This window comes from Ancylobacter sp. GW821-FHT10E12, assembly GCF_058809335.1.
The window spans coordinates 220,288-244,586 of the sequence record NZ_JBXASN010000002.1; the positions used below are offsets into that span (position 1 = coordinate 220,288).

Annotated in this window: 22 protein-coding genes, 1 tRNA gene and 2 pseudogenes; 8 read left to right on the forward strand and 17 right to left on the reverse strand. The window is 64.2% G+C overall.

Annotation, left to right across the window (positions count from 1 at the left end; genetic code table 11):
* Window positions 1–111: 111 nt before the first annotated feature.
* Window positions 112–1,632 (reverse strand): carnitine 3-dehydrogenase, encoded by a 1,521-nt coding sequence (locus AC1RU4_RS03395; RefSeq protein ID WP_492889600.1) that lies wholly within the window; start codon window positions 1,630–1,632, stop codon window positions 112–114.
* A gap of 10 nt (window positions 1,633–1,642) precedes the next feature.
* Window positions 1,643–2,545, reverse strand: a complete 903-nt coding sequence (gene bcoG / locus AC1RU4_RS03400) for a 3-dehydrocarnitine:acetyl-CoA trimethylamine transferase BcoG (RefSeq protein ID WP_492889601.1) — start codon at window positions 2,543–2,545, stop codon at window positions 1,643–1,645.
* Between the two features lie 92 nt (window positions 2,546–2,637).
* On the opposite strand from bcoG, the gene AC1RU4_RS03405 reads away from it, so the two are divergent.
* Entirely contained in the window at window positions 2,638–3,603 is a 966-nt protein-coding gene (locus AC1RU4_RS03405; RefSeq protein WP_492889602.1) for a GlxA family transcriptional regulator, read from the forward strand.
* Here AC1RU4_RS03405 and choX read toward each other — a convergent pair.
* Window positions 3,600–4,544 carry a choline ABC transporter substrate-binding protein gene (gene choX / locus AC1RU4_RS03410; protein ID WP_492889603.1) on the reverse strand — a complete coding sequence of 315 codons (945 nt, stop codon included), beginning with the start codon at window positions 4,542–4,544 and terminating at the stop codon, window positions 3,600–3,602. The two genes, AC1RU4_RS03405 and choX, sit on opposite strands and share 4 nt — an antisense overlap.
* Before the next feature lie 292 nt (window positions 4,545–4,836).
* Window positions 4,837–5,275, reverse strand: a pseudogene (locus AC1RU4_RS03415) (S1 family peptidase).
* Window positions 5,276–5,835: 560 nt separating this feature from the next.
* Between AC1RU4_RS03415 and AC1RU4_RS03420 the strand changes: the two are divergent.
* The 3 genes and pseudogenes from AC1RU4_RS03420 to AC1RU4_RS03430 form a co-directional block, all read left to right on the forward strand.
* Window positions 5,836–6,974: pseudogene (locus AC1RU4_RS03420) on the forward strand (integrase arm-type DNA-binding domain-containing protein); the annotation flags it as partial.
* Between the two features lie 194 nt (window positions 6,975–7,168).
* Window positions 7,169–7,786 carry a HEPN domain-containing protein gene (locus AC1RU4_RS03425; protein ID WP_492889604.1) on the forward strand — a complete coding sequence of 206 codons (618 nt, stop codon included), beginning with the start codon at window positions 7,169–7,171 and terminating at the stop codon, window positions 7,784–7,786.
* 509 nt (window positions 7,787–8,295) lie between these two features.
* Entirely contained in the window at window positions 8,296–8,859 is a 564-nt protein-coding gene (locus AC1RU4_RS03430; RefSeq protein ID WP_492889605.1) for a recombinase family protein, read from the forward strand.
* A gap of 70 nt (window positions 8,860–8,929) precedes the next feature.
* On the opposite strand, the gene AC1RU4_RS03435 is transcribed toward AC1RU4_RS03430, so the two are convergent.
* The 9 genes from AC1RU4_RS03435 to AC1RU4_RS03475 all read right to left on the reverse strand — a co-directional run bounded on the left by AC1RU4_RS03435 (window position 8,930) and on the right by AC1RU4_RS03475 (window position 14,986).
* The gene (locus AC1RU4_RS03435; protein ID WP_492889606.1) at window positions 8,930–9,307 is read right to left on the reverse strand and encodes a hypothetical protein; all 378 of its coding nucleotides are present in this window, start codon (window positions 9,305–9,307) and stop codon (window positions 8,930–8,932) included.
* A gap of 381 nt (window positions 9,308–9,688) precedes the next feature.
* Complete coding sequence (locus tag AC1RU4_RS03440) at window positions 9,689–11,302, reverse strand: hypothetical protein (RefSeq protein WP_492889607.1); 1,614 nt, start codon at window positions 11,300–11,302, stop codon at window positions 9,689–9,691.
* Window positions 11,289–11,564 carry a hypothetical protein gene (locus AC1RU4_RS03445; protein WP_492889608.1) on the reverse strand — a complete coding sequence of 92 codons (276 nt, stop codon included), beginning with the start codon at window positions 11,562–11,564 and terminating at the stop codon, window positions 11,289–11,291. The genes AC1RU4_RS03440 and AC1RU4_RS03445 overlap by 14 nt, the downstream gene beginning before the upstream one ends.
* Entirely contained in the window at window positions 11,558–11,950 is a 393-nt protein-coding gene (locus AC1RU4_RS03450) for a hypothetical protein (protein WP_492889609.1), read from the reverse strand. Before AC1RU4_RS03450 ends, AC1RU4_RS03445 begins: the two co-directional genes overlap by 7 nt.
* Before the next feature lie 98 nt (window positions 11,951–12,048).
* Window positions 12,049–12,432, reverse strand: coding sequence for a hypothetical protein (locus tag AC1RU4_RS03455; RefSeq protein ID WP_492889610.1), 384 nt, complete (start codon window positions 12,430–12,432; stop codon window positions 12,049–12,051).
* Window positions 12,433–12,444: 12 nt separating this feature from the next.
* The gene (locus AC1RU4_RS03460) at window positions 12,445–12,639 is read right to left on the reverse strand and encodes a helix-turn-helix transcriptional regulator (RefSeq protein ID WP_492889611.1); all 195 of its coding nucleotides are present in this window, start codon (window positions 12,637–12,639) and stop codon (window positions 12,445–12,447) included.
* A gap of 1,092 nt (window positions 12,640–13,731) precedes the next feature.
* A tRNA-Ser gene (locus AC1RU4_RS03465) sits at window positions 13,732–13,821 on the reverse strand.
* Between the two features lie 56 nt (window positions 13,822–13,877).
* Window positions 13,878–14,477, reverse strand: coding sequence for a hypothetical protein (locus AC1RU4_RS03470; RefSeq protein ID WP_492889612.1), 600 nt, complete (start codon window positions 14,475–14,477; stop codon window positions 13,878–13,880).
* A gap of 242 nt (window positions 14,478–14,719) precedes the next feature.
* Window positions 14,720–14,986, reverse strand: a complete 267-nt coding sequence (locus AC1RU4_RS03475; protein WP_492889613.1) for a hypothetical protein — start codon at window positions 14,984–14,986, stop codon at window positions 14,720–14,722.
* 534 nt (window positions 14,987–15,520) lie between these two features.
* On the opposite strand from AC1RU4_RS03475, the gene AC1RU4_RS03480 reads away from it, so the two are divergent.
* Window positions 15,521–16,090: a hypothetical protein gene (locus tag AC1RU4_RS03480; protein ID WP_492889614.1), complete on the forward strand. Its 570-nt coding sequence runs from the start codon at window positions 15,521–15,523 to the stop codon at window positions 16,088–16,090.
* A 144-nt stretch (window positions 16,091–16,234) separates the two neighbouring features.
* On the opposite strand, the gene AC1RU4_RS03485 is transcribed toward AC1RU4_RS03480, so the two are convergent.
* The 3 genes from AC1RU4_RS03485 to AC1RU4_RS03495 are packed head-to-tail and all read right to left on the reverse strand — an operon-like array spanning window position 16,235 to window position 19,049.
* The gene (locus AC1RU4_RS03485) at window positions 16,235–17,002 is read right to left on the reverse strand and encodes a heme ABC transporter ATP-binding protein (RefSeq protein ID WP_492889772.1); all 768 of its coding nucleotides are present in this window, start codon (window positions 17,000–17,002) and stop codon (window positions 16,235–16,237) included.
* Between the two features lie 14 nt (window positions 17,003–17,016).
* Window positions 17,017–18,108, reverse strand: a complete 1,092-nt coding sequence (locus AC1RU4_RS03490) for a FecCD family ABC transporter permease (protein ID WP_492889615.1) — start codon at window positions 18,106–18,108, stop codon at window positions 17,017–17,019.
* A complete protein-coding gene (locus AC1RU4_RS03495) occupies window positions 18,105–19,049 on the reverse strand; it encodes a heme/hemin ABC transporter substrate-binding protein (RefSeq protein WP_492889616.1) in 945 nt (314 codons plus the stop codon). The genes AC1RU4_RS03490 and AC1RU4_RS03495 overlap by 4 nt, the downstream gene beginning before the upstream one ends.
* A 271-nt stretch (window positions 19,050–19,320) precedes the next feature.
* Here AC1RU4_RS03495 and AC1RU4_RS03500 point away from each other — a divergent pair, with 271 nt between their 5' ends.
* From AC1RU4_RS03500 to rimO, 3 genes are all read left to right on the forward strand, one after another.
* On the forward strand, window positions 19,321–21,471 hold the full coding sequence (locus tag AC1RU4_RS03500) for a TonB-dependent receptor domain-containing protein (protein WP_492889617.1): 2,151 nt from the start codon (window positions 19,321–19,323) through the stop codon (window positions 21,469–21,471).
* Between the two features lie 72 nt (window positions 21,472–21,543).
* Window positions 21,544–21,870 (forward strand): heme-degrading protein HmuQ, encoded by a 327-nt coding sequence (gene hmuQ / locus AC1RU4_RS03505; protein WP_492889618.1) that lies wholly within the window; start codon window positions 21,544–21,546, stop codon window positions 21,868–21,870.
* 143 nt (window positions 21,871–22,013) lie between these two features.
* On the forward strand, window positions 22,014–23,372 hold the full coding sequence (gene rimO / locus AC1RU4_RS03510; protein ID WP_492889619.1) for a 30S ribosomal protein S12 methylthiotransferase RimO: 1,359 nt from the start codon (window positions 22,014–22,016) through the stop codon (window positions 23,370–23,372).
* Window positions 23,373–23,523: 151 nt separating this feature from the next.
* On the opposite strand, the gene AC1RU4_RS03515 is transcribed toward rimO, so the two are convergent.
* Entirely contained in the window at window positions 23,524–24,294 is a 771-nt protein-coding gene (locus AC1RU4_RS03515) for a bestrophin-like domain (RefSeq protein WP_492889620.1), read from the reverse strand.
* Between the last annotated feature and the right edge of the window lie 5 nt (window positions 24,295–24,299).

Below are 24,299 nucleotides of genomic sequence, written 5' to 3' on the forward strand. Positions count from 1 at the left end.
GCTTCACGATCCGGTAGGTCCGCGTCATGAGCCGACCTCTCCCCGCGTCCGGGGGCACATGCCTTGCCGGCATGTGGCCTTGTCGCCGCGGTCGTACAATCTGACTCACGTTCATGCAGTCGCACCTACCTGCCTCCCTTCGCCTACGGCCCGGCCGGCGCCACGAGGTGCAGCGAGCGGCGCATGCGCGGCCGCTATGGCACGAAGGCGGCTGAGGATGGCATCCGGCGCGGCGGTCGCGCGCCCTCCGGCGACATCCACATGCAGCAGCATTTGCTCGGCGGTGGCGATCTCCCGTTCTTGTTCGCCGGCAAACAACCTGTGGAACAGATGGATGCGCTTCTCGTCGGCCGACAGGATCTGGCACGTCGTACGCAACGCCTCGCCAAGATGCGCCTCATCGAGGTGCCGCAGATGGGTCTCCACCGTGTAATAGCTGTGGCCGCCCTCGACATAGGCAAGGTCGACGCCGATCAGCCGGAGCAGCGCATCGGTAGTGTCGCCGAACACCTGGAGATAGCGGTGCTCGGTCATGTGGCCGTTGTAGTCGATCCAGGCCGGCGAGACGCGAACCTCGACGAGCGCCAGCGGGGCCGTCAGATCGGGAAGGGCCGGGGCTTGGGCTCCGGCGAGAAGGCGTCGCTCGAAATCCGCCAGCAGCTTTCCGGCGCCCCAGCCTTCGCCGCCGTGGCCCGCCTTCAGCGCCTGGACGATGCCAACGAGATTCTCGTCGCGGATCCGCTCCAGTTCGCGGATCGACAGGCCCGCCGCCTGGGCGTCGGACTGAGCGCCGATCTTCTCGACGAGCGCATCGTCGAGGTCGACCACGTCGGTCAGCCTGGTCCACGGCCATTGCAGGCAAGGGCCGAACTGGGCGAGGAAATGCCGCATGCCGGCCTCGCCGCCAGCGATGCGGTAGGTCTGGAACAGCCCCATCTGCGCCCAGCGCAGGCCGAAGGAGTAGCGGATCACGTCGTCGAGCGTCTCGACATCGCAAATGTCGTCCTTGATCAGCCACAGTGCCTCGCGCCATAGCGCTTCCAGCAAGCGATCGCCGACGAAGGCCTCGATCTCGCGGGCGATGACGACGCCCTTCATGCCGATGGCGTCCAGTACCGCCTTCGCCCGCTCGATGGTCGGTGGCGCCGTCGCGGCGCCGCCGACCAGCTCGACCAGCGGCAGCAGATAGACCGGGTTGTAGGGATGGGCGACGAACAGGCGCTCGGGATGCGTCATGCCCTGCTGGAGATCGGAGGGCTTGAGGCCGGAGGTCGAGGAGCCGATCAGCGCTGTCGGGGCGGCGGCGGCGTCGATCTCGGCCAGCACGCGGCGCTTGAGGTCGAGCCGTTCCGGCACGCTCTCCTGCACCCATTGCGCTTCCTTCACCGCCTCAGCGACGCTGCCAGCGAAGCTGAGCCGGCCGCGCGGCGGCAGCGGCGCGCCGGTGAGCAGGTCATAGGCGCGCTCGGCATTGGCGAGCACCTCGCCGACGATGCGCTTGGCCTCCGGATGCGGGTCGAACACCTTCACGTCAATGCCGGCGAGCAGGAAGCGGGCGATCCAGCCGCCGCCGATGACGCCGCCGCCGATGCAGGCCGCGCGGGAGATGGGGGAGAGCGTGCTCACGGTCATGTCCGGGTCCTTAGCGCTTCACCAGCTTCAGCTTCTCGCGCACCTCGGCCGGGCCGATGACCTGCGCACCCATGTTGGACACCACGGTCGCAGCCTTCTCGACCAGCTGGGCGTTGATCGCGAGCTGGCCCTTGCCGATATAGAGGTTGTCCTCGAGGCCAACCCGCACATTGCCGCCGGCAAGCACCGCGGCGGCCGGATAGGCGAGCGCGTTGCGGCCGATCGAGAAGGCGGAGTACACCCAGCCCGCCGGCACATTGTTCACCATCGCCATGAAGGTGTTTAGGTCGTCCGGCGCGCCCCACGGAATGCCCATGCAGAGCTGCACCAGCACGGGATCCTCGATGAGACCTTCGGAGACCAGCTGCCTGGCGAACCATAAATGGCCGGTATCGAACACTTCGATCTCCGGCCGCACCCCCAACGCCGTCATCTGCCGCACCATCTCGCGCAGCATGGAGGGCGTATTGGTCATGACGTAATCGCCCAGATTGAAGTTCATCGTGCCGCAGTCGAGGGTGCAGATCTCGGGCAGGCATTCGGCGACATGGGCGACGCGCTCGGTGGCGCCGGCCATGTCGGTAGCTGCCTCGTTGAGCGGGAACGGCGCTTCCACGCTTCCGAACACCAGGTCGCCGCCCATGCCGGCGGTAAGGTTCAGCACGACGTCGACATCGGCCGAGCGGATGCGGTCGGTCACCTCACGGAACAGGTCGCGGCGGCGGGAGGCGGCGCCGGTCTCGGGATCGCGCACATGGCAATGCACCACGGCCGCGCCCGCCTTGGCGGCATCGATGGCGGATTCGGCAATCTGCCGGGGCGTCACCGGCACATGGGGCGAGCGTCCCACGGTGTCGCCGGCGCCGGTGACGGCGCAGGTGATGAAGACATCGCGATTCATCGACAAGGGCATCTCATGGCTCCCAGGAAGACCCGCGAAGCTTGACGGGGAAGCTGATCCGTGACGCAACTATTTACGCACCACATTTGCCACTTCGCGAAGCGATGATCTTTACCCATTCCGACGAGACGCTGGACGTCACGCTGCTGCTGTTCTCCGGGCTGTCGCTGCTCTCGCTGGCGGCGACGCTCGATCCCATGCGCGGGGCCAATCGCGTGCTCGGCCGCACCGCCTATCACTGGCGGCTGGTCTCGATGGACGGCCAGATGCCCGTGGCGAGCTGCGGACTGCCGATTCCGGTCGACGGCGCCTTCGCTCCCGCGCAGCCCCAGGATGCCTTGATCGTGCTCGCCGCCTTCGACGCGGCCAACTACGCGACGCCACGCATCCTCAAGGCGCTGCGCACGGGAGCAACGCGCTCGAAGATCGTCGGGGGCATCGAATCCGGGTCGTGGCTGATGGGATTTGCCGGGCTTCTCGACGGGCGCCGGGCGACCACGCATTGGGAGGACCTGGAGGACTTCGCGGCCCGCTTCCCGCATGTGGATGTGCAACCGGATCGTTTCGTCGTCGACGAGCCGGTGTTCAGTACTGGCGGGGCGACGCCGGCACTCGACTGCATGCTGTCGCTGATCCGCGCGCGCAACGGCTATTCGGCGGCGCTCGATGTCGCCAGCCTCTACATCTACGAGGAGATGCGCACCGGCTCGGATGTGCAGCCGATCGTCTCGCTCGGGCGTATCCGCCAGCACGAACCGCGCGTCGCCAAAGCGATCCGCATCATGGAAACGCATATCGACCGGCCGGTGACGATCGCCGCCATCGCCCGGCGGCTGGACATATCCACGCGGGGACTGGAAACGCTGTTCCTCAAGACGATCGACGTGTCTCCGGGAGCCTATTACGTCGCGCTACGGCTCAGCGCAGCGCGACGCCTGGTGCTCGATACCAGCCTTCCCATCGCCGACATCGCCGAGCGGACGGGCTTTTCCGCCATCGCCTCGCTCTCGCGCGCCTATCGGCGCCAGTTCGGCGTGCCGCCTTCGGCGGCGCGCCGTGCCCGGCTCTAGAGACCGAGTCCGCTCTTCACCGCGGGCAGGCCGGGCTTGCCGTCCAGCGTGGAGACGCCATCAAGCCATGTGTCGAGCGCGGCGGGATTCTCCTTCAGCCAGGCGCGGACGGCGGTGTCAGGCTGCATGTTCTTGTCGAGAATGTCGCTCATCAGCCGATTCTCCGTCGCGACGCTGAAGGCGAGATTGGACAGGAAGCGCCCCACATTCGGGCATTCCTTCACATAGCCCGGCCGCGTCAGCGTGACGACGGTCGCGCCGCCATCGTTCGGCCCGAACACGTCATTGCCGTCGGTGAGATAGGCGATGGGCAGGTTGACGTTCATCGGGTGCGGCTGCCAGCCGAAGAACACCACCGGCTTCTTCTGGCGGATGTCCTGCGCCACCTGGGCGAGCATGCCCTGCTCGCTCGATTCCACGAGGTCGAAGCCCTTCAGGCCGAAGGTGTTCTCCGCGATCATCTTGGTGATGGTGTTGTTGGCGCCGCTGCCCGATTCGATGCCGTAGATCTTGCCGCCGAGCTGGTCCTTGAACTTGGCGATGTCGGCATAGGTCTTGAGGCCGGCATCGTAGGCGGCCTTGGAGGTCGCAAAGCCGATGCGGGCATCCTTGAGATTGTCGGCGACGATCTCGACCTTGCCGGCCTTGACCAGCGGGCCCTGGGTCGGCTCCTGCAACGGCATCCAGTTGCCGAGGAAGATGTCGCGGTCGCCATTTTCCAGCGCTTTGAAGGTGATGGCGACGGACAGGACGGACACTTCGGGCTTGTAGCCCAGCCCGCCGAGCACTTGTTTGGCGATTTCGGTCGTCGCTGTGATGTCGGTCCAGCCGACGTCGGAGAAACGCGGTTTGGCGCATGCGGCCGGGTCGTTGGCGAAGGCCGGCGGCCCGACGAGCATGGCGGACAAGGTGAGGCAGGCAACGAGACTGCGTGAAATCATTGCTGTTCCCCGTGTTGGCGATCACGCTGCTGGCGATATCGCAGAGGAAAGCCTACGCCCGGCTCCTTTCACTGATTGACTGTTTTCGAACCTCAGATGACCGAATGCGCAGTGCCGAACCATTGGACGACCATGCGAGGAACCCGCCAACAGGACGCTGCGCTACCGGCCGCTCCACGAATGCTCGCCTCGGCAGGCCTCACATACGATCCTTCAGCCACCCCCCAGCTCCGCCGCCGTTCTCCGGGATGAACGGCCACCGGCCATGCCAGTCCCGCCACGTGGCATTGCGCTACTCTGGAATGCAGACGATCACCGCGGAAAGCGACTGGGCCTTGGAAGCGAGGTCCCCAGACTTCAAAGGTTCGCCTGCAATGCCCCGTTCATAGTTGATGTTGTTCGCGTCCGGAAAACTGGCGGCGATTGCGGCAGCCACCGCGACGGCGTCGATCTTCGAGACCCCCGCACCGACGACATGACCGGTCTCATCGAATAACGGGCCACCGCTATTTCCCGGCTGCACCGGCATCGAGATCTGTAGATGCCGCGTATCGTCGCGCGGGCCCGCTGTGCGGATAGCCAAAGGCGGCGACATCCTCACCGCGCCGCACTCCGGGGCTCAATGGGGCAACGGTCAGGAAGCGTGCCGACGTCTCGACAGGCGCCAGATCATTGATCGGATCCCGGCGCAGCACGGTGCCGGAGGAGATGCGCCCGTCGATCGAGATCATGATGGTGCTGCACCCCTTCACAACATGATCCGGCCGAATCCGCTCTCCGAGCGCATTGCCGGTCTCACGGCGCTTCGGGATACGGCGCGGGCCGACGCGGGCCGACGCGGGCCGGATCGAAGCGATGCCCCAAAGCTCGTCGCATCACGCCCTGACGGGCGCGGACGCTCCGTCTCGGAAAGGGCAGCTATCGGCGGGAATCGGCGTTCCCGGTTTTGTTCCGAAGTGGCGGAAGAGGTGTCCCTCCGCCTAACTTCTATCAAGGCCCGGAAACTTCCAAAACTTACTGTAATATCAAGGCATTAAATCCCTATAATGCTATGGACAATTCCGAGTACTTCCGACACAATACGGCATTAGTTTGTGGGTAGAAATGTGGGTTGACGTGCAGACTGCTCAACATCCCCCACTCAGTTGAGTGTTTCCACAAAACTCTAATCGTGACAAATGCTTAGATCCACCTGCGCGGATAACGCCTCATGGCAAGCACCATCAATAAGCTCAGTGCCGCAAGGGTCGCGAAGATCGACAAGCCGGGAATGTACGGCGACGGTGGGGGCCTCTGGCTTCAGGTTACACAGAGTACCAGCAAGGGCGTCGGCGTCACCAAGTCATGGGTGCTGCGGTACATGCTGGTGGGCAAGCCGCGATACATGGGGCTCGGCTCCATTAATGACTTCTCGCTAAAGGAGGCGCGGGATCGCGCGCGAGAAGCCCGCCAGCTTCTGACCGATGGCAAAGACCCCATCGAGGTCAAGCGGGAGGCAGCGGCCGTTTCCCGAGCAGACGATGCAAGGCGGATTACCTTCACGGACGCCTGCGAGCGCTACATCAAAGCGCATTCGGCCGGCTGGAAAAATGCCAAACACGCGGATCAATGGAGCAACACATTGGCCACATACGCCTTCCCGACAATCGGTGCCTGCCGGTAGCTAAGGTGGACACGGCGCACATCCTGAAAATTCTCGAGCCGATCTGGACGGAGAAGGCGGAGACGGCATCCCGTGTTCGGGGTCGTATCGAGTCGGTGCTCGATTGGGCAAAGGCGCGGCACTTCCGAAGCGGTGAGAACCCCGCCCAGTGGCGCGGTCATTTGGACAAACTGCTCCCGGCCCGCTCCAAGGTGGCGAAGGTCCGCCACCACGCAGCAATCCCCTACGCCGAGTTGCCGGCGTTCATGTCCCGCCTTCGGGCGATGGATAGCATCTCGGCACGAGCGCTGGAGTTCACCATCCTCACTGCCGTTCGCACAAGCGAGGCAATCGGCGCGACCGAGACCGAAATCGATTTGGGAGAGAAGGTGTGGACCATCCCGGCCGAACGAATGAAGGCCGGGAGGCCCCATCGCGTGCCGCTATCGGATAGGGCGCTTGCCATATTGAAGGCGGCACCGCGTGAAGCCGGCAGCCCGTACCTATTTCCAGGTGGTCGGAGGGGCAAGCCGCTTTCCAACATGGCGATGCTGCAATTGCTGCAGGGCATGGAGGGTACCGAGGGCGTAACCGTCCACGGCTTCCGGTCTACCTTCCGAGATTGGGCGGCTGAGCGCTCCAGTTTCCCGCGTGAGATCGCGGAGGCGGCGCTTGCGCACGTTCTCAAGGATAAAACCGAGGCCGCATATCAACGGGGTGACTTGCTGGAAAAGCGCCGCCGGCTGATGACAGCGTGGGCGGGATTTGCGAGTTCGCATCCAGTGACGTAAGCAGTTTGGTCGAGAACGCATATTGGCAGAAGGTTTGTGCTCACGGCCTCAAAGGAAATATTTTACCTTCGTGAATGTGCCACAAGCGGTCGTTTGTTTCATCTGTGGGATGAAGCCGTCCTAGCACCGCTGTTCAGGAAAGTGGGGGAAGGAGGATGCCATCGAAGTCTTTAAATAAATTCGAGAGCACGATGATGAAAGATGTGACCCGCATCATCGAAAGTCATGCCACTTTGTCAGGAGGTGCGCCCGGCAAGAAAGGTTTAGGTCACCTCACGCGCGGAGGCGTCTTACTGCTTTGCTCCGCGTGGGAGCTCTATCTTGAGGAGGTGCTGAGAGAAGCGGTTAAATTTGCCTGCGAAAAGGCTGCAGCGCCCGACGAACTACCGAAGGTAGTAAAGAAAACTATTGCAGCCTTTGTGGTCGAAAGCCGGCATGAATTGAAAGCGTTGGCCATGGCTGGGGATGGCTGGAAGGCGGTCTACCAAGAATCTGCGCAAATCAAGATCGATGCAGTCAACACGCCCAAACCGGGCGTCATTAATCCGATTTTCAATAAGTTTCTAGGCATCTCCAAGATCAGTTCCTGCTGGCACCTGGGGGAGCAGGCTGTAACGGATTTCGTGACCGCGCGTGGAGACATCGCGCATCGTGGTAGCGACGCGGGGTACGTAACCATTGGAAAGCTACGGGACGAATACAAGCCTTGCATCATGAGGGCGGCGCTCGATACGGATAACTATATTTCACAACACCTCCGAGACATGTTCCCCAGAACCCAACGCCCGTGGAATAAGCGAGCTCCGTAAGGGGGAGTTCGAATGATCGCTTCGACACGGGTACACCAAACCCCCCGACGCTCCAAAAATCCCTAAAAACTTGCGAGGGACCTGGGTAGAAGGGTGACGGGGCCGGCACCAGCGAAAGGCCCCCGCCTTCCGTAAAAAAGAAGGGGTGGGGGTCCTTTTTCGAAAACAAAAGCTGGACCATATCTTCGGGCGGGCCACAAATGCCCTGTGGCGGGCGTCACGCCATGCACCCGGAAACCACCCATCGCGCATTGCCCATCGGGGCCACGCCCCGCCGCGCGGCCGGCATCGCCCCGGCGTTCAATCCCCCCGGTTATCGCCGTGATGCCCGTACATCGCCACGTATGGTTCAGGCTTCGAGTGCAACCATCCGCCAGCATCATTAGACCTTGGCCTATTGATTCCGCCAAACTGCCCCCTATCCGTATCACACAAATCGGAGTTGCTATTTTTGATCCTGTAGGCTCATAATATCTTAAATATCAATGATCCTACGGAGTAACGCCGCGATGTCCGCATCAGTCCACATCGGCTACGCCCGCACGTCCACCACCGACCAGAAGGCCGGGCTTGATGCCCAACTTCGCGACCTCAAAGCAGCGGGTTGCACCAAGCTCTTTCAGGAGGAGGTGTCTTCGGTCACCGCCAACAGGCCCGCGTTTCGCGCTGCGTTGGACTACGTAAGGGAAGGCGACACGCTGGTTGTTACCAAGATCGACCGCCTCGCCCGTTCGGTCGCGGACTTGGTTGCGATCACAGAGGCCCTTCGGACCAAGGGGGTTGCCCTTCGCATACTTGCCATGAACCTCGACACAGCCAGCCCCACCGGCAAGCTCATGTTGAACCTGTTGGGGTCCATCGCCGAGTTCGAGCGAGAACTGATGCTGGAGCGACAGCGTGAGGGCATTGCCAAAGCCAAGGCCGAGGGCAAGTACAAGGGTAGGGCTCCTACTGCCCGCGCCAAAGCAGAGCAAGTGATCAGGTTGAAAGCCGAGGGTCTGACGGGCGACGCTATTGCAGCCAAACTGGGGATTGGGAGGGCTAGCGTGTTTCGGATACTGCGAGATGCATGATGCAATGAAGCGGGCCGACTTTTGGTTGGACAGGTAGGGAGTTCAGCAACACTCAGCGGTACAGCCGACCTCAGACAACCGGCTCTTGACTGGGCCAATTCCCCTCCCGCATCAATGCCACCCGTACGCGAGCAGTTTCCAGACGCTTCGACAGGCGTTCCGACGACGCCCAATCGCCGGGGCCGCCGCGTCCCGGCACAACCCGCTTTGCCTCCACCTTCCTGATTAGTTTGAGGGCTTCAAGCTTCTGCGTGACCTCCTGCCCTTGGTCCTGCGCGATGCCCATCAGGAGCTGGTGGGTAAGGTCAAAGACCTCACGCGGGGCCTCATATTCGATGATCGCGCGGGCGGCTTCCAGCCGATCCCCGATCCACAGATCGGGATTTGTCATCAGCTCTATGAGGGCGGTCAGTGCCGGGCTCGCCCGGGTATCGCTGGAATTGGCCATCTTGCTTCCTCTCCCTGCCGGCCGAGCGCCTACCAGCCGTAATATGGTGCTGGTGATGCTGGTGATGCCGCTGGTGATGCCGACACCCATCACCAGCGGCGTAAGTCATTGAAACTAAAAGGTTTTATTGGATTTGCTGGTGATGCTGGTGATAGAAACACGAAATAAAATTTCGCGTAAGAAACAAAAGACAACAAAGAAGTTGGGATTTATCACCAGCATCACCAGCAAGCACCATTAAGTCATTGATTTAGTTATACATTTGTTGCTGGTGATACCAAAGCCCATATCACCAGCGCATCACCAGCATTCATCATAACCAATTGATTTCATTATATCTTTTTGCTGGTGATGCATTCCCGCGACACCGACGTCACCCGGTCAATGTGGGGCCACCCGATCAACGCCCCATTCCTTGGTCCCGAGCCGGTTCTGCCGGTGCCGTAGCCGCAGGCCACCGACCACCTGATTAACGCACTTCCGAAGGTAGTAGCCCGCGCTGCTTGCATTCAAAGGCTTAGGCGCCACAGCCAGCGCTAGCACCGCTTGCAGTCGTTCCCACGCAACCCGTTTGCCCGAGTCGCCGGGCTCGGCAAGCATCTCTGCTATTGTCATTTTCTTTTCACCGCAGTATTCCGCAAGCGACTCGAACACCTCTGCCTTCCTCTGAAGTTTTTCGTCATCGCCGCGTGCCGTGTCCTGTGTCACCGCCGGGTCCCGTTCCCCGAGCCACACCAGCGGCCCCCGAACAAACCTGCCGTAATCCTCAAATCCATTCAGGGGCTCCAACTCCGCCGGCTCGCCCGCAGCCAGATACGCCCGCACGACCGTCAGCGCTGCAGCGACAAACCTTCCCCGTTCCCGCCCAACTTCCTCCAGCGGATCGCGCGCGAACGCCCGCTCCCACGGCTTTTCCAGCCCGGTATCGAGACGGCAGAGGAGCACCCGCCGCCCGAGGTCATCGGCAATCCTGATGTTGTTGCCGTTAGCGACCAGCACACTCCGGCATTCTAATTCCACCATGTCCCTGCCATACGGCAGCAGCGCTTTCACGGTTGGCTGCGTTAGCGCCTGCGACAGCAGGTCGGAACGTAGTTCTCCATTAAAGTTGTCCAGGCTGATGATCGGGTCGCCGCCTGCCATTGCCAGAGCAACCTGCCGCTCCCACTTCTCGGATTCTTCCCGCGTGGCAATCACCGCACATCGCTGCCCAGTCACGAGCACGTTGGCTAAATCCACCAGATATGACTTTCCCGAGCCCTTCTCCGGTGCCCGCACAAGGTGCAGCGGCACATGCGCAAGTGCGCCCCGTACCACGGCACACAAGAGCAACGAAAGCGCCACCGCCCGGTCCGCTTCTTCAACGAATTCAAACTCCTCGAGCAATCCGCGAAGCTCCGCAAGCGCCTTCTCGGCCTCTTGCCGCGTTGGCCTCTCCGAGATCGCCTGCATGCTTGGCAAGTTTACCAGCAAGAGCCGCGTCTTCTCGTCATGCCCCTCCCGGTCAATTACCGTCCCATCCGGGCGGAGCGTCGCCGCAGTGAATAGCCCCGACACCCTCGGGATCACGTCGAGCTTCCACGCCAAATCCTCCATCATCCCGCACACCGAGGGCGGCACCGGGATCGTCCCGCCCTTCCCACTCTTCCGCCACTCTGTCAGCCGGCTCAGTTCGTCCCTAAGGTTTTCCTTCATCCCCTCAGCCGTGAAACGCTTCACAGTGATCGGATTGTGCTGCAGGTCCTTCGCCGGCACATCCCGTAGCCACACTAGCCGCGAGTGCAGCACGTAAATCGGGCGCTCTTCCTTTACTAACAACGCAGCCGCTTCACGAATGGCCTCATCGAGGCGCGTGTCATCGTAGGTGATAATCGCCCGGCCAGCCCGTGCGGTCGCCTTCGGCCCCCGGCCCTTTCTGAACGTCCCACCCTTCGATCCGAACTCGGTGTCCAACCGCTTTTTAGCCAGCCCGATTATGTCCTCAAGCGCGGCCATCCCTCGCCACCTCCCGCGCCTTCGCCGGCCCTGCGCCATAAAGCAGCGCCATCATCTCAAGCAGCACAGCCGCGACCTCATCCACCAAAAACTCCACCGCCTCCCCATCCGGCGGCTGAAGTCTTCCGGCCAGCCGGCGCAGACAATCGCAAGCCACGCCGGCATCGCCTAGCCGATCCAATGCAAACTGCGCGGCGAAGGCGGGGTCCGCCTCCACCCTTCGCGAAACAGCTTCCCGTAGATCTGGGTCTACCCTCAGCATCTTTCCGCCTCCTCTTTGAGCGCGCGTTGCACCCTAAGTTGCAGTTCGGACCGCCAGTTTCCGTATTCGTCCTCGACAAAGCCCCGACGCTGCAACTCGCGTCGAGCGCGCCAAACAAGCTGAGCTAAGCGGAACCCCGTCCCTTCCGGCATGGGCATCTCGAGCAGGTCCATCGTGTAAAGAGAGGCGTTGAGTGCGTCGGGGGACGGTTGCAGTCGAACAAGCTCTTCCAGCCAGACGTCCATGCCACCCGGCTCCCCAAGCGCCAGCTGCCGGAACATTGCCCGGCAGCCCTCGTCCTCATTCGCCTCTAGCGCGAGCGCCCACAGCACGTCGCGTAGGCTCGCATCCGTGCCGTCCCAATGGTCCCGCACTATGTGCGCCACGGAACGCTCGTCGCCGCTATTGCGCGGGGAATATAATGACTGTCGGATGCTTTGGGCGCCGGGACGAATGTCCCGGCGCCAATTAGCGGCCCACCTGTTCATTCGTCGTCACCCGGCTGGATGGCGGGGCGATATAGACGTTCGGCCGGCGGTGCCGAAGCTTGCGACACCAGAGACATAGCTGACGCCCCCGGCGTGGCGTGCACCTGCGTACCCCGGCCGAATGGGCCGGCGTAAGTCGTATCCTTGTACATCTCGATTGTGTTGAGGTCCCGCACCGAGATCGGCGACCTATGCCGCTCGTACCACTCAATGACTTCTCGATGATTGCCGAGCCCCTTCTCTTCGATGAGGAGATTTATCAGCGCGTGCTCCTCGGGAAATCGCTTCGCTGTATAGTCGTAATTGGTCTTTGCCCGCTGAATCTGCTCCGGCGTGAAATTCGTCTCAGTAGAGCGCTTGTACTTCTCTTCTCGCTTCATCTTCATATCTCCTCAAGCAGCCGTCTCATCACGCGCGGCAAGCCGTTGCTGCTGCCACTGCTCAATTTCCGCAGAGTCCCAGCCCACGGCCCTCGGCCCCAGCTTCACCGGCTTTGGAAACCAGCCGAGTCTGATGCCGTCGTAGAGTGTAGATACGGGAAGTCCAGTGATGCGCTGGACGTCGTGGAGTCTAATGAAGGTTGTCATTCGTGAAAAAACCCCAATTCATGATCAAATTGAACCGATCGTCTTCGTTACGACGACCGTTATCGAACAATACGGCACAACGGGGTCCGAATATAGCTCGCTCTTATTGGTTTCCTAGCGCGTACAGCGCCTTTGAAACAAATTGTGATGACTGTATATGATACATATGCCGCTGCTTAAATACGTTTAACTTCAGCATTTGTATTTTGCATGTCGTCAAAAACCGGGGTTGGATGAAGGCTGCTTCGATCGCAAGGGAATTTGCTGCAGCCTTGCCCGACTCAGAATGAGAAATACAAGCTGAGGGCGGGGCCGTCGGCACGAGGGGCAAAACGCCGCCCTACAGCCCCACCTCTCGCTTCAGAAGCGAGTGCGCCTGAAAAGCCCTCGGAGCGAATGGGGCCGACTCCTCCGCTCAGGAAGGCGGGCCCGGAGTCAAAGCCGCTCTACTGCTGTTGTATGGAACCGAAACGACTCGAAGGCTGGAAGGGAGTCGGAACGAGAGTCGGGAGGCCGGAGGGAGATATGGCTGGGGACATGAAGTCAGGAACCATATGTGGCTGGATGCAAGCATCTCGCGCACCGTCCGGTCAGCGCCGGTGCAGCTGTTCGACTGGATCGAGGGCGTTGTGCCGGCAAGGGAACCAGACTGATATGGTTGCTTGCATGGTGCAAAGGACCATATGAACCTTGCCAGCTTTCTGGCCGCTGTCCCGCTTCCGACCCCAAGCATCCACTCTCTAAAGAGCGCAAGCTTCGGCTCCTTCAACGGAGTGTCATTTTAAAAGCTGAAGCCGAACCAATTTGCTCAGTCCTTTGCATTGCAGTCAGCGTTTGAGAAGGGCTTTGGGGCTACCCGGTATGGTTCCTAACCTCAGGTTATCAACCATATAGGCCTCCGCGATCAAATGCCCGGCACTTCGAATTTGCCTTTAGCGAGGGCGACTCGACGGGTGGCCCGAAAACATTAGTCGTTCCTGGCACAACGCGTTGTGAGGCAACAAACGGCGCGACTATCTTGTGGGTAAGATCGTTGGTTTCAATTCAATGACGACAAAAAATCATTATATATCAATTAGTTAACCGAATAATTGGCGGAAGAGGTGGGATTCGAACCCACGGTGGGCTTGCACCCACGGCGGTTTTCAAGACCGCTGCCTTAAACCACTCGGCCACCCTTCCCGCGCCGGGGACGTTCTTCCCATACCCGGCGGCGAATGCAAACGGGGCGGCGGCCTTTATCCCCCTTTGGGACGCGGCGGCACGGCCATGGCATCCGGCGCGCGCGACGCCTGCGCCGTGCGCCAGCGCGACATGTAGGACGAGGTTTCGGCGAGGATGATCGTCTCGACCGCCGGATTCGTCGGCAGCCGCGCATGGTTCACGAATTGCGCGCCCGCCGCCCAAGCATCGATGTTGCGCGCGCCGCGCACATCGGGGAAACCCGGCCCGTGGATGTTGACGCACCGCGCCACCGGACAGGCCGACGAGCCGGGCGCGGCGTCGATGGTGATCACCAGCGGCGCCGCATAACCCTTGCGCACCATGTCGCGGGCAAAGGTCAGCGCCGTCGAGCCACCGAGCGAGTGGCCGATCACCACATCGGGCACCGAGCCCGCCTGTCGGTTGAGGAAATGCGTATCGCTCAGGGTGCGGAAGCCCTGCTGGCGCAGCGGCCCCGCCAGCGCGGAAACGCCGACATAATTATTCTCGACATACACGCCGAGCCCATCCAGCAGCAGCACCACCGGCGCCCTGTCCTGCGCCACTGCCGGCGTGGCGAGGCACATCGCCGCCGCCGCCAGCCACTGCCGACACCTCACGCTCACGCCCGTCAATTCGCCATTCCCGTCAGCTCCGCGTCGGCACGGTCAATGATACCGACAGATAACCGATAGGATGAAGCCCGGCCAACGGCGAATTTGCGGCAGCAGCCAAGCCGATGTCGCATGGCTCCGGTAGCGCGCGCTTCACATTCCGCGCAACGGGACAGCCGCGCGGTTCGAAGAGGTCACGACGTCGGATTGCGCTGGGCGAGGGCCGGCCCGCTCGGCCGGACGATCGCCCTGGCGCCGGACGGTCAGGCCGCGTGCGGCCGCGCCTCGCTGTCGCTGTGCAGGCCGCAGGCCATCGTCCAGCTGCGGAAGGCCGCCCAGGCGCGGGCCTGCTGCGCGGGCTCGTGCGCCTGCTCCATCTGGGTGAGCAGCATTTCCGCATAGCGCCCCAGATGGTCGTGGCGCAGCGAACGCAGAAGATGCACGGCGGAAGTGAGCGAACCGATCTCGATGTCCTCGTGGCCGACCTGTACGCGGATCGGTTCGGGATGGAACTCGAGGGAATGCGTCATGGCGGTTGATCCTCCCAAGGCGCGACCCTTCTGGATCGTCGCGGGTGCATCGGGGTCGTCGCGACGCACCGCATTTGATCTTCATTTTAGCCTGGATTCGTGTCGCGGCAGCGACACCTTTCGGTGAACGGACGGTTTGTTCACCGCCAAATGCGCATCGCCGGATCGATGTCGGCATGAAGAATACAGAACATAATACATAAAATCTGGGATGCCAGACCTTCAACCAGTCGGTCCCGGCTCCAGCACAAGCCGGGCGGCGACCCGCGAATACAACATATCGCCATGACGGACCGGAATTTCGGCGATTTCGCGTCAAAGCCTTCTCGATATGAAATACATGAACGTTTATGATCTGCATAAACGCAGCATAATCGTCACGATCGAATAAATATAACTATATTTTTTCGCAGTTGCGAAACGACGAAATATTCATGCCGCTGCGCACAACAAATAATTATTGCTTTCTATGCTTGGTGTCATGTTACGTTACGTTCGGACGACGTCAAGATCGTCCCTCAAGAGGAAACGCCAATGTCCATCCGCACCAAGATTGCCGCGCTGGCCGCGGCGGCGACCCTGCTCGGGATAGCTCCCGCCTTCGCGCAGGACGAAATGCCCCACGCGGCAGCCGCCACCGCCTATGTGAAGAAGAATATCGAGCCCTGGCTGGGGGATCCGGTGGTCGTCACCGCGGTCATCGCCTCCAACAAGGCGCATGCCAGGCTGATGCAGTCCGACATCGACGAACTCGACAACAAGTGGAAGGCGAAGGATCAGGCGCTGCGCGACAGCACCATGAAGAACAAGCTCGCCGAGTTCCTCACCAAGAAGAAGGATGCTTCCGGCGGCGTCATCACCGAAGCCTTCGTCATGGACGATCACGGCCTCAATGTCGGCCAGACCGACGGCACCTCGGACATGTGGCAGGCCGACGAGGCCAAGTGGCAGAAGACCTATCCGGTCGGTCCGGGCACCATCTTCGTCGACAAGGTCGAGGAGGACGGCGGCAAGAAGATCGCCCAGGTCAGCGTCACCATTTCCGACAAGGGCAAGCCGGTCGGCGCGGTCACCTTCGGCATCGACGTCGACAAGCTGAAGTAAGCCCCGCGGTCGGCCGAGCCGCCGGGGGCGCCGCCCCTGCTCCCGGCGGCTCGCGCATCGCCCCGTCACCGGGGGCGACATCGCCACGAACCACGGCGATCGGGCGGACCCGACCGGCGGACGACTTCGCCGCTTCCGCCGGCTCTAGGCCCGCTCCATCGCCTGCGGCAGCAGGAACGGGCCGCTCGCCGGCGCGATGCCGACCCGTGCCGCCACGCCATAGAGCTCGGCCAGCACGGCGTCGGTCAGCACCTCGTGCGGAGCCCCGCGCGCGGCCACCCGGCCCTGCTTCAGCGCGACGATCTCGTCGGCGATCATCGCCGCGAGGTTGAGGTCGTGCAGCACCGCCGCCACCCCGCCGCCGTCGCGCGCCACCTGCCGGGCGAGTTCGACCACCATCAGCTGGTGCGCGAGGTCCAGGCTGGCGGTCGGCTCGTCGAGCAGCAGGTAGCCGCGCCCCTCCCCGCTCGCCATCTGCGCCAGGGCGCGGGCGATCTGCACCCGCTGCTGCTCGCCGCCGGACAAGGCCGCATAGGGCCGGTCGCGGAAATCGGCGAGGTCGACCCGCGCCAGCGCCTCGGCGATGCGGCCGGGGGCGCGCTCGCCGGGCGGCAGGCCGATCGCCACCACCTCGGCGACGGTGAAGGGAAACGCCACCTGCACGTCCTGCGGCAGCACCGCCCGCCGCCGCGCCAGACGCGCCGGGCCGAGCATGGCGATATCCTGCCCGTCGATCGCCACATGCCCGCGCCGCGGGCGGATCTCGCCGGCCAGCACCTTCAGCAAGGTCGATTTGCCGGCGCCGTTCGGGCCGATCACCGCCGTCACCCGCCCCGGCACCACCGCAACCCCGGCGCCGTCGAGCAGGATGCGGCCGGCCACCGCGTAGTGGATGTCGCGCGCCTCATAGATGGTCTGCATCTTCATCACCCGAACAGCTCGGCACGCCGGCGCAGCAGCAGCCAGAGGAAGAACGGCGCACCGATGGCGGCGGTGACGATGCCGAGCGGCAGTTCGGCCGGCGCCGCGGCGGTGCGCGCCACCAGGTCGGCGCCGAGCAGCAGCGCCCCGCCGGCCAGCGCCGAGGCCGGCAGCAGCACCCTGTGCCCCGGCCCGAGCATCAGCCGCAGCAGATGCGGCACCACCAGGCCGACGAAGCCGATCACCCCCGCCGCCGCCACCGCCGCGCCGGCCCCGGCCGCGACGCCGGCAATGGCGAGGCGCTTCACCCGCTCGACATCGATGCCGACATGGAAGGCCGCCGCCTCGCCCAGCGCCAGCGCATCGAGCGCGCGCGAGAGCGGCCGCATGAGCACGAGCAGCGCCAGCACGAAGGGCGCGGCGGCCGCCAGCTTGCGCCAGGTCGCCCCGCCGAGGCTGCCGAAGGTCCAGAAGGTGAAGTCGCGCAATTGCTGGTCGGAGGCCATGAACACCATGATGCCGGTGCCGGCGCCGGCGAGCGCGCCGAAGGCGATGCCGGCGAAGAGCAGCGTCGCCACCGAGGTGCGCCCGTCGCGCGTTGCCACCACATGCAGCACCAGCGTCACCAGCAGCGCGCCGGCGAAGGCGGCGGCCGGCAGGCCGAATTCGCCGATCACCGCCGGCAGCGCCGCCGCCAGCGGCGCCCCGAGCACGATCCACATGACGGCGGCCAGCGCCGCGCCGCTCGATACGCCGATCAGCCCCGGATCGGCGAGCGGATTGCGGAACACGCCCTGCATCACCGCGCCGGCCGTCGCCGTCGCCGCGCCGACCATCAGCCCGAGCAGCGTGCGCGGCAGGCGGATGTCGAGCACGACGATGCTTTCACGCAGCGACACCTCCGGGTCCAAGGCCGCCCCGGTCAGCGCCCGCCACAGGATGGCGAGCACCCGCTCGACCGGAATGCTCACCGGCCCGATCGCCAGCGAGGCGAGCGCCGCCGCCGTCGCCAGTCCGGCGCAGACCGCCAGTCCCAGCACCGCGCGCCGTTCGCGTCCGGTGCGGCCGCGCCCGGCCTCCAGCGCCACGGCGCTCACGGTGCGCTCCCCGCCGCGCCGACCCAGGGCCGCTCGGGCAGCTTCGGCAGGTCGAGCTCGGGATAGATGGCGGCGGCGAGGTCGCGCGCCGCCTGCGGGGTGCGCGGGCCGAAGCCGAGTATGTACTGCCCGCCGATGCGGATCAGCCGCCGGTTCTGCGCCGCCGGCGTGCCGGCGAAGGCGGGCAGCGCCAGGATCGCCTCGTCGCCGCCGGAAGCGCGGGTCTGCATCTGCACGATGGCATAGGGCTCGGCGGAGAGCACCGCCTCCCCGACCACCGGCTTGTAGCCGGACAGACCGCTCATCGCATTGGCGACGCCGGCCAGCTTCAACGCCGCGTCGGCGCCGCTGCCGCCGCCGCCGACCACCGGCGAGCCGCCGCCCATGGACAGCACGAACACCGCCGCGCGCGGCTCCCTGATCCTCTCGCGCATCGCCGCCAGCGCCGCGAAATCGGCGGCGACGGCGTCGGCGAGCGTCTCGCCGGCCGCGTCCGCCCCCATCGCATGGGCGACGAAGCGGATCTTGGCGACCACGCCCTCGGCATCATAGCCGTCCGGCACCGAGACGAAGGGCACCGAGGCCTGCTGCAGCACCTTGATGGTGTCCGGCGGCCCGGAGCCTTCCATCGCCAGCACCAGGGTCGGGCCGAGCGCCAGCACCCCTTCGGCGGAGAGCGCGCGCATATAGCCGACATCCGGCTTGTCCTTCAGCGCCTGCGGCGGGAACACGCTGGTGGTGTCGACGGCGACGATGCGGTCCTGCAGCCCGAGCGCATAGAGGATCTCGGTGATCGCGCCGCCGATGGCGACGACGCGGCTGGTATCGCCCACCACCACATGCCGACCGGCGCTGTCCACCATTTCCACCGGAGCGGCCTCGGCGGCCTGCGCGTATTCGTGTGGTAAAATGGTCACGTACAGCAGAAACAGAAATTTCAAATTGTTATAAATCAGATCTGGCATGGCAACACCTCTCAGTGATGACGCCTATGTGGATCAATCATGCGCTTGATTCAATTCATTTTCGAAGGATCATTCGGCTCCATGTTGCTCGAATTTCCTATCATGTAATTATTATAAAGTGCATCTAACCTTTGTTGACTCCATGCTTTATCTGAAAATATGACCCGATATGACGCAAATGCGAGGCGGAGTCGTTCCTCCGATTGGGCCGTCCTCCGGCCTCGCGGCTTACGCATTGGGGATATTCATGGTCGCGACCTTCGCGCACGCCGGCGGCAGCCGTCGTTCGACACTTCTCCGCCACTCCGCGCTTCTCGGCATCTCGCTGGCCGCGCTGGCCGTCGCCTCTCCGGCTCTGGCGCAGCAGGCCGCGTCCTCCGCCGCCTCGACGACCGCGCCCGCCGCGGCCAGCGAGACCGTCGAGACGCTGCCGGTGGTCACGGTTCAGGGAGCGGATGGGCGGCTGGTCAGCGATCCCTTCTCCACCCCCTCGGCGGTGAGCACCGTCAACCTGCTCAACGGCCTCAACCAGGCCGCCCGCCTCGACACCGTGCTGCGCACCGTGCCCGGCACCTTCACCGAGCAGAGCACCAGCAATCCCGGCCTCGCCATCAACATCCGCGGCTTCCAAGGCTTTGGCCGCGTCAACACCATGATCGACGGCGTGCGGCAGAACTTCCGCTTCGTCGGCCATGAGGCGAGCGGCTTCGCCTATGTCGACGAGCAGCTGCTGGCCGGCGTCGACATCGCCCGCGGCGCCGTCTCCACCGCCGGCGGCGCCGGCGCTCTCGCCGGCGCGGCGGACCTGCGCACGCTCGGCGTCGACGACATCATCAAGCCGGGCAACAGCTGGGGCGCCATCGGAAACCTCACCTGGGGCAGCAACGGGCAGGGCTGGAAGGAGATGTTCGCCGGTGCGGCCAAGCTCAACGACCGCGTCTCGGTCGCCGGCGCCATCGCCAATTCCAACCCGTCGAACTATGAGAACGGCGACGGCACCATGGTGCCCTACACCTGGCAGAACCTGACCTCCGGCCTGCTCAAGAGCGACATCAAGCTCACCGACGACTCGACGCTGAAGCTCGGCGGGGTGTTCTACAACAACTATTTCTATGCCAATACCGCCGACCAGCAGATCACCAACAACACCTTCACCGCGAAATACCACTACGACCCGGACAGCGACCTGATCGATTTCCGGCTGAACGCCTATTATAACGACCTCACGATGACCTATCTGAATACCATTCGCACCTCGTCGAGCTCGCGCGGGCGCGTCATCGAGGATGAGGGCTGGGGCTTCGACACCTCCAACACCTCGCAGTTCGCCATCGGCGAGGTGGCCGTGTCGACGATCAACGGCTTCGAGTATTTCTACGACGACGTGAACACCTACAACACCCTCACGCCCTCGAACTACGGTGGCGTCAACCCGTCCGGCGAGAGCTCCATCGGCGGTTTGTTCTCCGAGACGACGTTCAGCTACAGCATCGTCGATTTCATCCTCGGCCTGCGCTACGACTTCTACACGCTGGAGGGCTCGGGCTACGAAAGCACCAGTGGCGGCGCGGTGCCCATCGGCAACTGGACCGTCGACCAGAGCGACGGCCGCTTCGATCCCAAATTCACCCTCGCCATCAATCCCTTCGACTGGCTGCAGCCCTATGTGACCTATGCCGAGACCATGCGCGCGCCCACCGCGAGCGAGACCATGGTCGGCGGCACGCATCCGGGCGGCACCGGCTCCTACTCGGCCAATCCGTATCTCGAGCCGGAAGTGTCGAAGGGCTGGGAATTCGGCGTCAACATCCGCAAGGACGCGCTGTTCACCGCCGGCGACCAATTTCGCCTGAAGGCCGATTATTTCAGCAACGACATCTCGAACTACATCGTCACTTGCCGCAACGTTCAGTACTATTTCTGCAACGTCGACGGCACGTCCAATGTGAGCGGCATCGAGCTCGAAGCCAATTACGACGCCGGCCGCTTCTTCGCCGCGGCGAGCTACACCCACAACGACAACGACCTGCCGGCGCAGACCCAGGGCTTCGGCACCAACCAGTATCTGCCGGACGACATCATCTCGCTCACCGCCGGCCTGCGCTTCTTCGACGAGCGGCTGACGATCGGGGGACGCTACTCCTACTACTCGCAGTCGACGCAGATCACCTACGGCTCGGACTTCACCGGCGCGATCAGCCCGACGCCGTCGGACAGCTACAACATCGTCGACGCTTTCGGCAGCTACCAGATCACCGAGAACCTGACCTTCCGGGTCGATGCCACCAACCTGCTCAACGAGGACTACACGCCGGCGCTCTCCATCGCCCCGACCAGCTTCACCGGCGACACCGGCCAGGGCCGCACCGTCCTCATGAGCCTGCGCGCCCATTTCTGAGCGCGACGCGTTTCCAACCCCGGCGCCGGACGCTATCGTCCGGCGCAATCCACCTGATCAATGAGGATGCCCATGTTCATCGCCATGAACCGCTTCAAGGTCCAGCTCGGCTCGGAAGGCGAATTCGAGCGCATCTGGCGCGAGCGCGACAGCCGCCTCGCCACCGTGCCCGGCTTCAAGCAGTTCGAGCTGCTGCGCGGCCCGCAGCGCGACGACCACACGCTCTACGCCTCGCACACGATCTGGGGCAGCCGCGCCGATTTCGACGCCTGGATCAAGTCGGAAGCCTTCCGCGCCGCCCATCACAGTGCCGGCGGCAACAAGCCGCTCTATGTCGGCCACCCGGAGGTCGAGCTGTTCGAGGCCGTCGATCTCGGCAGCGCCGACAAGGCCGCCTGACGTACCTTACCGCCGTCTTCGACCGTCTTCCGCCGGGTCGTCCCGCGTGCTGCGCGCGAGGGCCCGGCGTCTTCGTGAGTTGACGGCGGACCCCACCTCGATTAACGGCTCGCGTTTGCTTCTGGAACCCGAGCCCGACATCCATGGCCGACCCCGCGTCGATCGACCTCCCTCATCTCGCCTCCGGCGAAGCCCCGCGCATCTCCTTCGTCTCGCTGGGCTGCCCCAAGGCGCTGGTCGATTCGGAGCGCATCGTCACCCGGCTGCGCGCCGAGGGCTATGAGCTGTCGCGCCGGCACGAGGGCGCCGACCTCGTCATCGTCAACACCTGCGGCTTCCTCGACAGCGCCAAGGCCGAGAGCCTGGCGGCCATCGGCGACGCGCTGAAGGAGAACGGCAAGGTCATCGTCACCGGCTGCATGGGCGCCGAGCCCGAGCAGATCCGCAACGTTCATCCCGGCGTGCTCGCCGTCACCGGCCCGCAGCAATATGAGAGCGTGGTCAACGCGGTGCATGCCGCGGTGCCGCCGCGCCACGACCCCTTCCTCGACCTGGTGCCGCCGCAGGGAGTGAAGCTCACCCCGCGCCACTATGCCTACCTAAAGATTTCAGAGGGTTGCAACAATCGGTGCACCTTCTGCATCATCCCGAAGCTGCGCGGCGACCTGGTCAGCCGCCCGGCCGGCGAGGTGCTGCGCGAGGCCGAGAAGCTGGTCGCCGCCGGGGTGAAGGAGTTGCTGGTCATCTCGCAGGACACCTCGGCCTATGGCGTCGACCTGAAATATGCCGAGAGCCAGTGGAAGGACCGCGCCGTCCGCGCCCGCTTCCTCGACCTGTCGCGCGAGCTGGGCTCGCTCGGCGCCTGGGTCCGCATGCACTATGTCTACCCCTATCCGCATGTCGACGAGGTCATCGGCCTGATGGCCGACGGGGTGATCCTTCCCTATCTCGACATCCCGTTCCAGCACGCCTCCCCGTCGGTGCTGAAGCGCATGAAGCGCCCGGCGGCGCAGGAGAAGACGCTGGCCCGCATCCAGGCCTGGCGCGCCGCCTGCCCGGAGCTGACGCTGCGCTCCACCTTCATCGTCGGCTTCCCCGGCGAGACGGAGGAGGAATTCCAGGAGCTGGTCGATTTCCTCGACGAGGCCGAGCTCGACCGCGTCGGCTGCTTCAAATACGAGCCGGTCGCCGGCGCCCCGGCCAACGACCTCGGCGCCGCGGTGCCGGACGAGGTGAAGCAGCAGCGCTGGGACCGCTTCATGGAGGTGCAGCAGCGCGTCAGCGCCCGGCGCCTCAAGCGCAAGGTCGGCACCCGCCAGCAGGTGATCATCGATTCCGTCGGCCCGACCGTGGCGGTCGGCCGTTCCAAGGCGGACGCGCCTGAGATCGACGGCGTCGTCCATGTCGCCTCGCGCCGGCCGCTGCGCGTCGGCGAGATCACCACCGTGAAGATCGAGCGCGCCGACGCCTACGACCTGCACGGCACGGCGGTTGGCTTCTGAGGCACGGCGGCCAGCCGCGAAGCTGCACGCCTTCCACCGTCATGGCCGGGAAATCGATGCTCGGGATGACGGCGCGTCGTGGCACGGCGGTCGCCCGGAGCGGCCGGACGCCCTCACCCCGAGGCTCGGCTCGCCGCCGCCCGCGGCGCAGCTATTGCAGGATCCGCGTCAGGTCCTCGGAGGGCAGCAGGCTGGCATCGACGGTCGGCCACACCAGCGCCACCGTGTAGGACATGGTGGCGATGAAGGCGACGGTGAACACCGCCATGCTCACCGTCAGCGCCGGCCGCCGGCCGATATGCAGCGAGGCGATGCCGGTCTGGGTGAGCACGCCGAGCAGCAGCACCATCATCCAGCGGTGCGGGGCGAGGTCGGAATTGATGATGAAGTAGCGGTCGCTGCGCAGCTTGCGCAGCTGGGTGTAGTTCTGCACCAGCGGCCCGCGCAGCGTGGCCGGCGTCGCCTTGTCGGCCTCCACCTCGCGCAACCGCTGGGTGATGGTGTCGAGTGCGCTCGCCGCCTCCGGCTGCAGCTCGGCCCAGCCCTCGCGCCATTCCAGCGCGGTGACGGCGCGGGCATAGTCGGCGAGCGCCGCGCCCAGCCCGTCGCACGGCCCGCCGCACATGCCGGCGAGGTCGATGCCGGTCGCCAGCGTCTGCACCTCCTCCTGCATGGTCTTGGCGAAGCGCATGTCGCGATTCCAGATGTCGCCGATCATGAAGGCGAAGAACAGCGCGAAGGGCAGCGTCAGCGCGCTGAGATAGGAATTGGCGAAGTCGGTCGGCTTCACCCAGGCGATCACCCGCTCGGCCATCGCCAGCCGGTACAGCGCGAGCGCGGACAGCACCGGCACCAGGCCGACGGCGATCACGGCGATCCAGTAGCCGTGGCCGTCGATCAGCTGGTCGAGGAAATCCGGCACGGTGC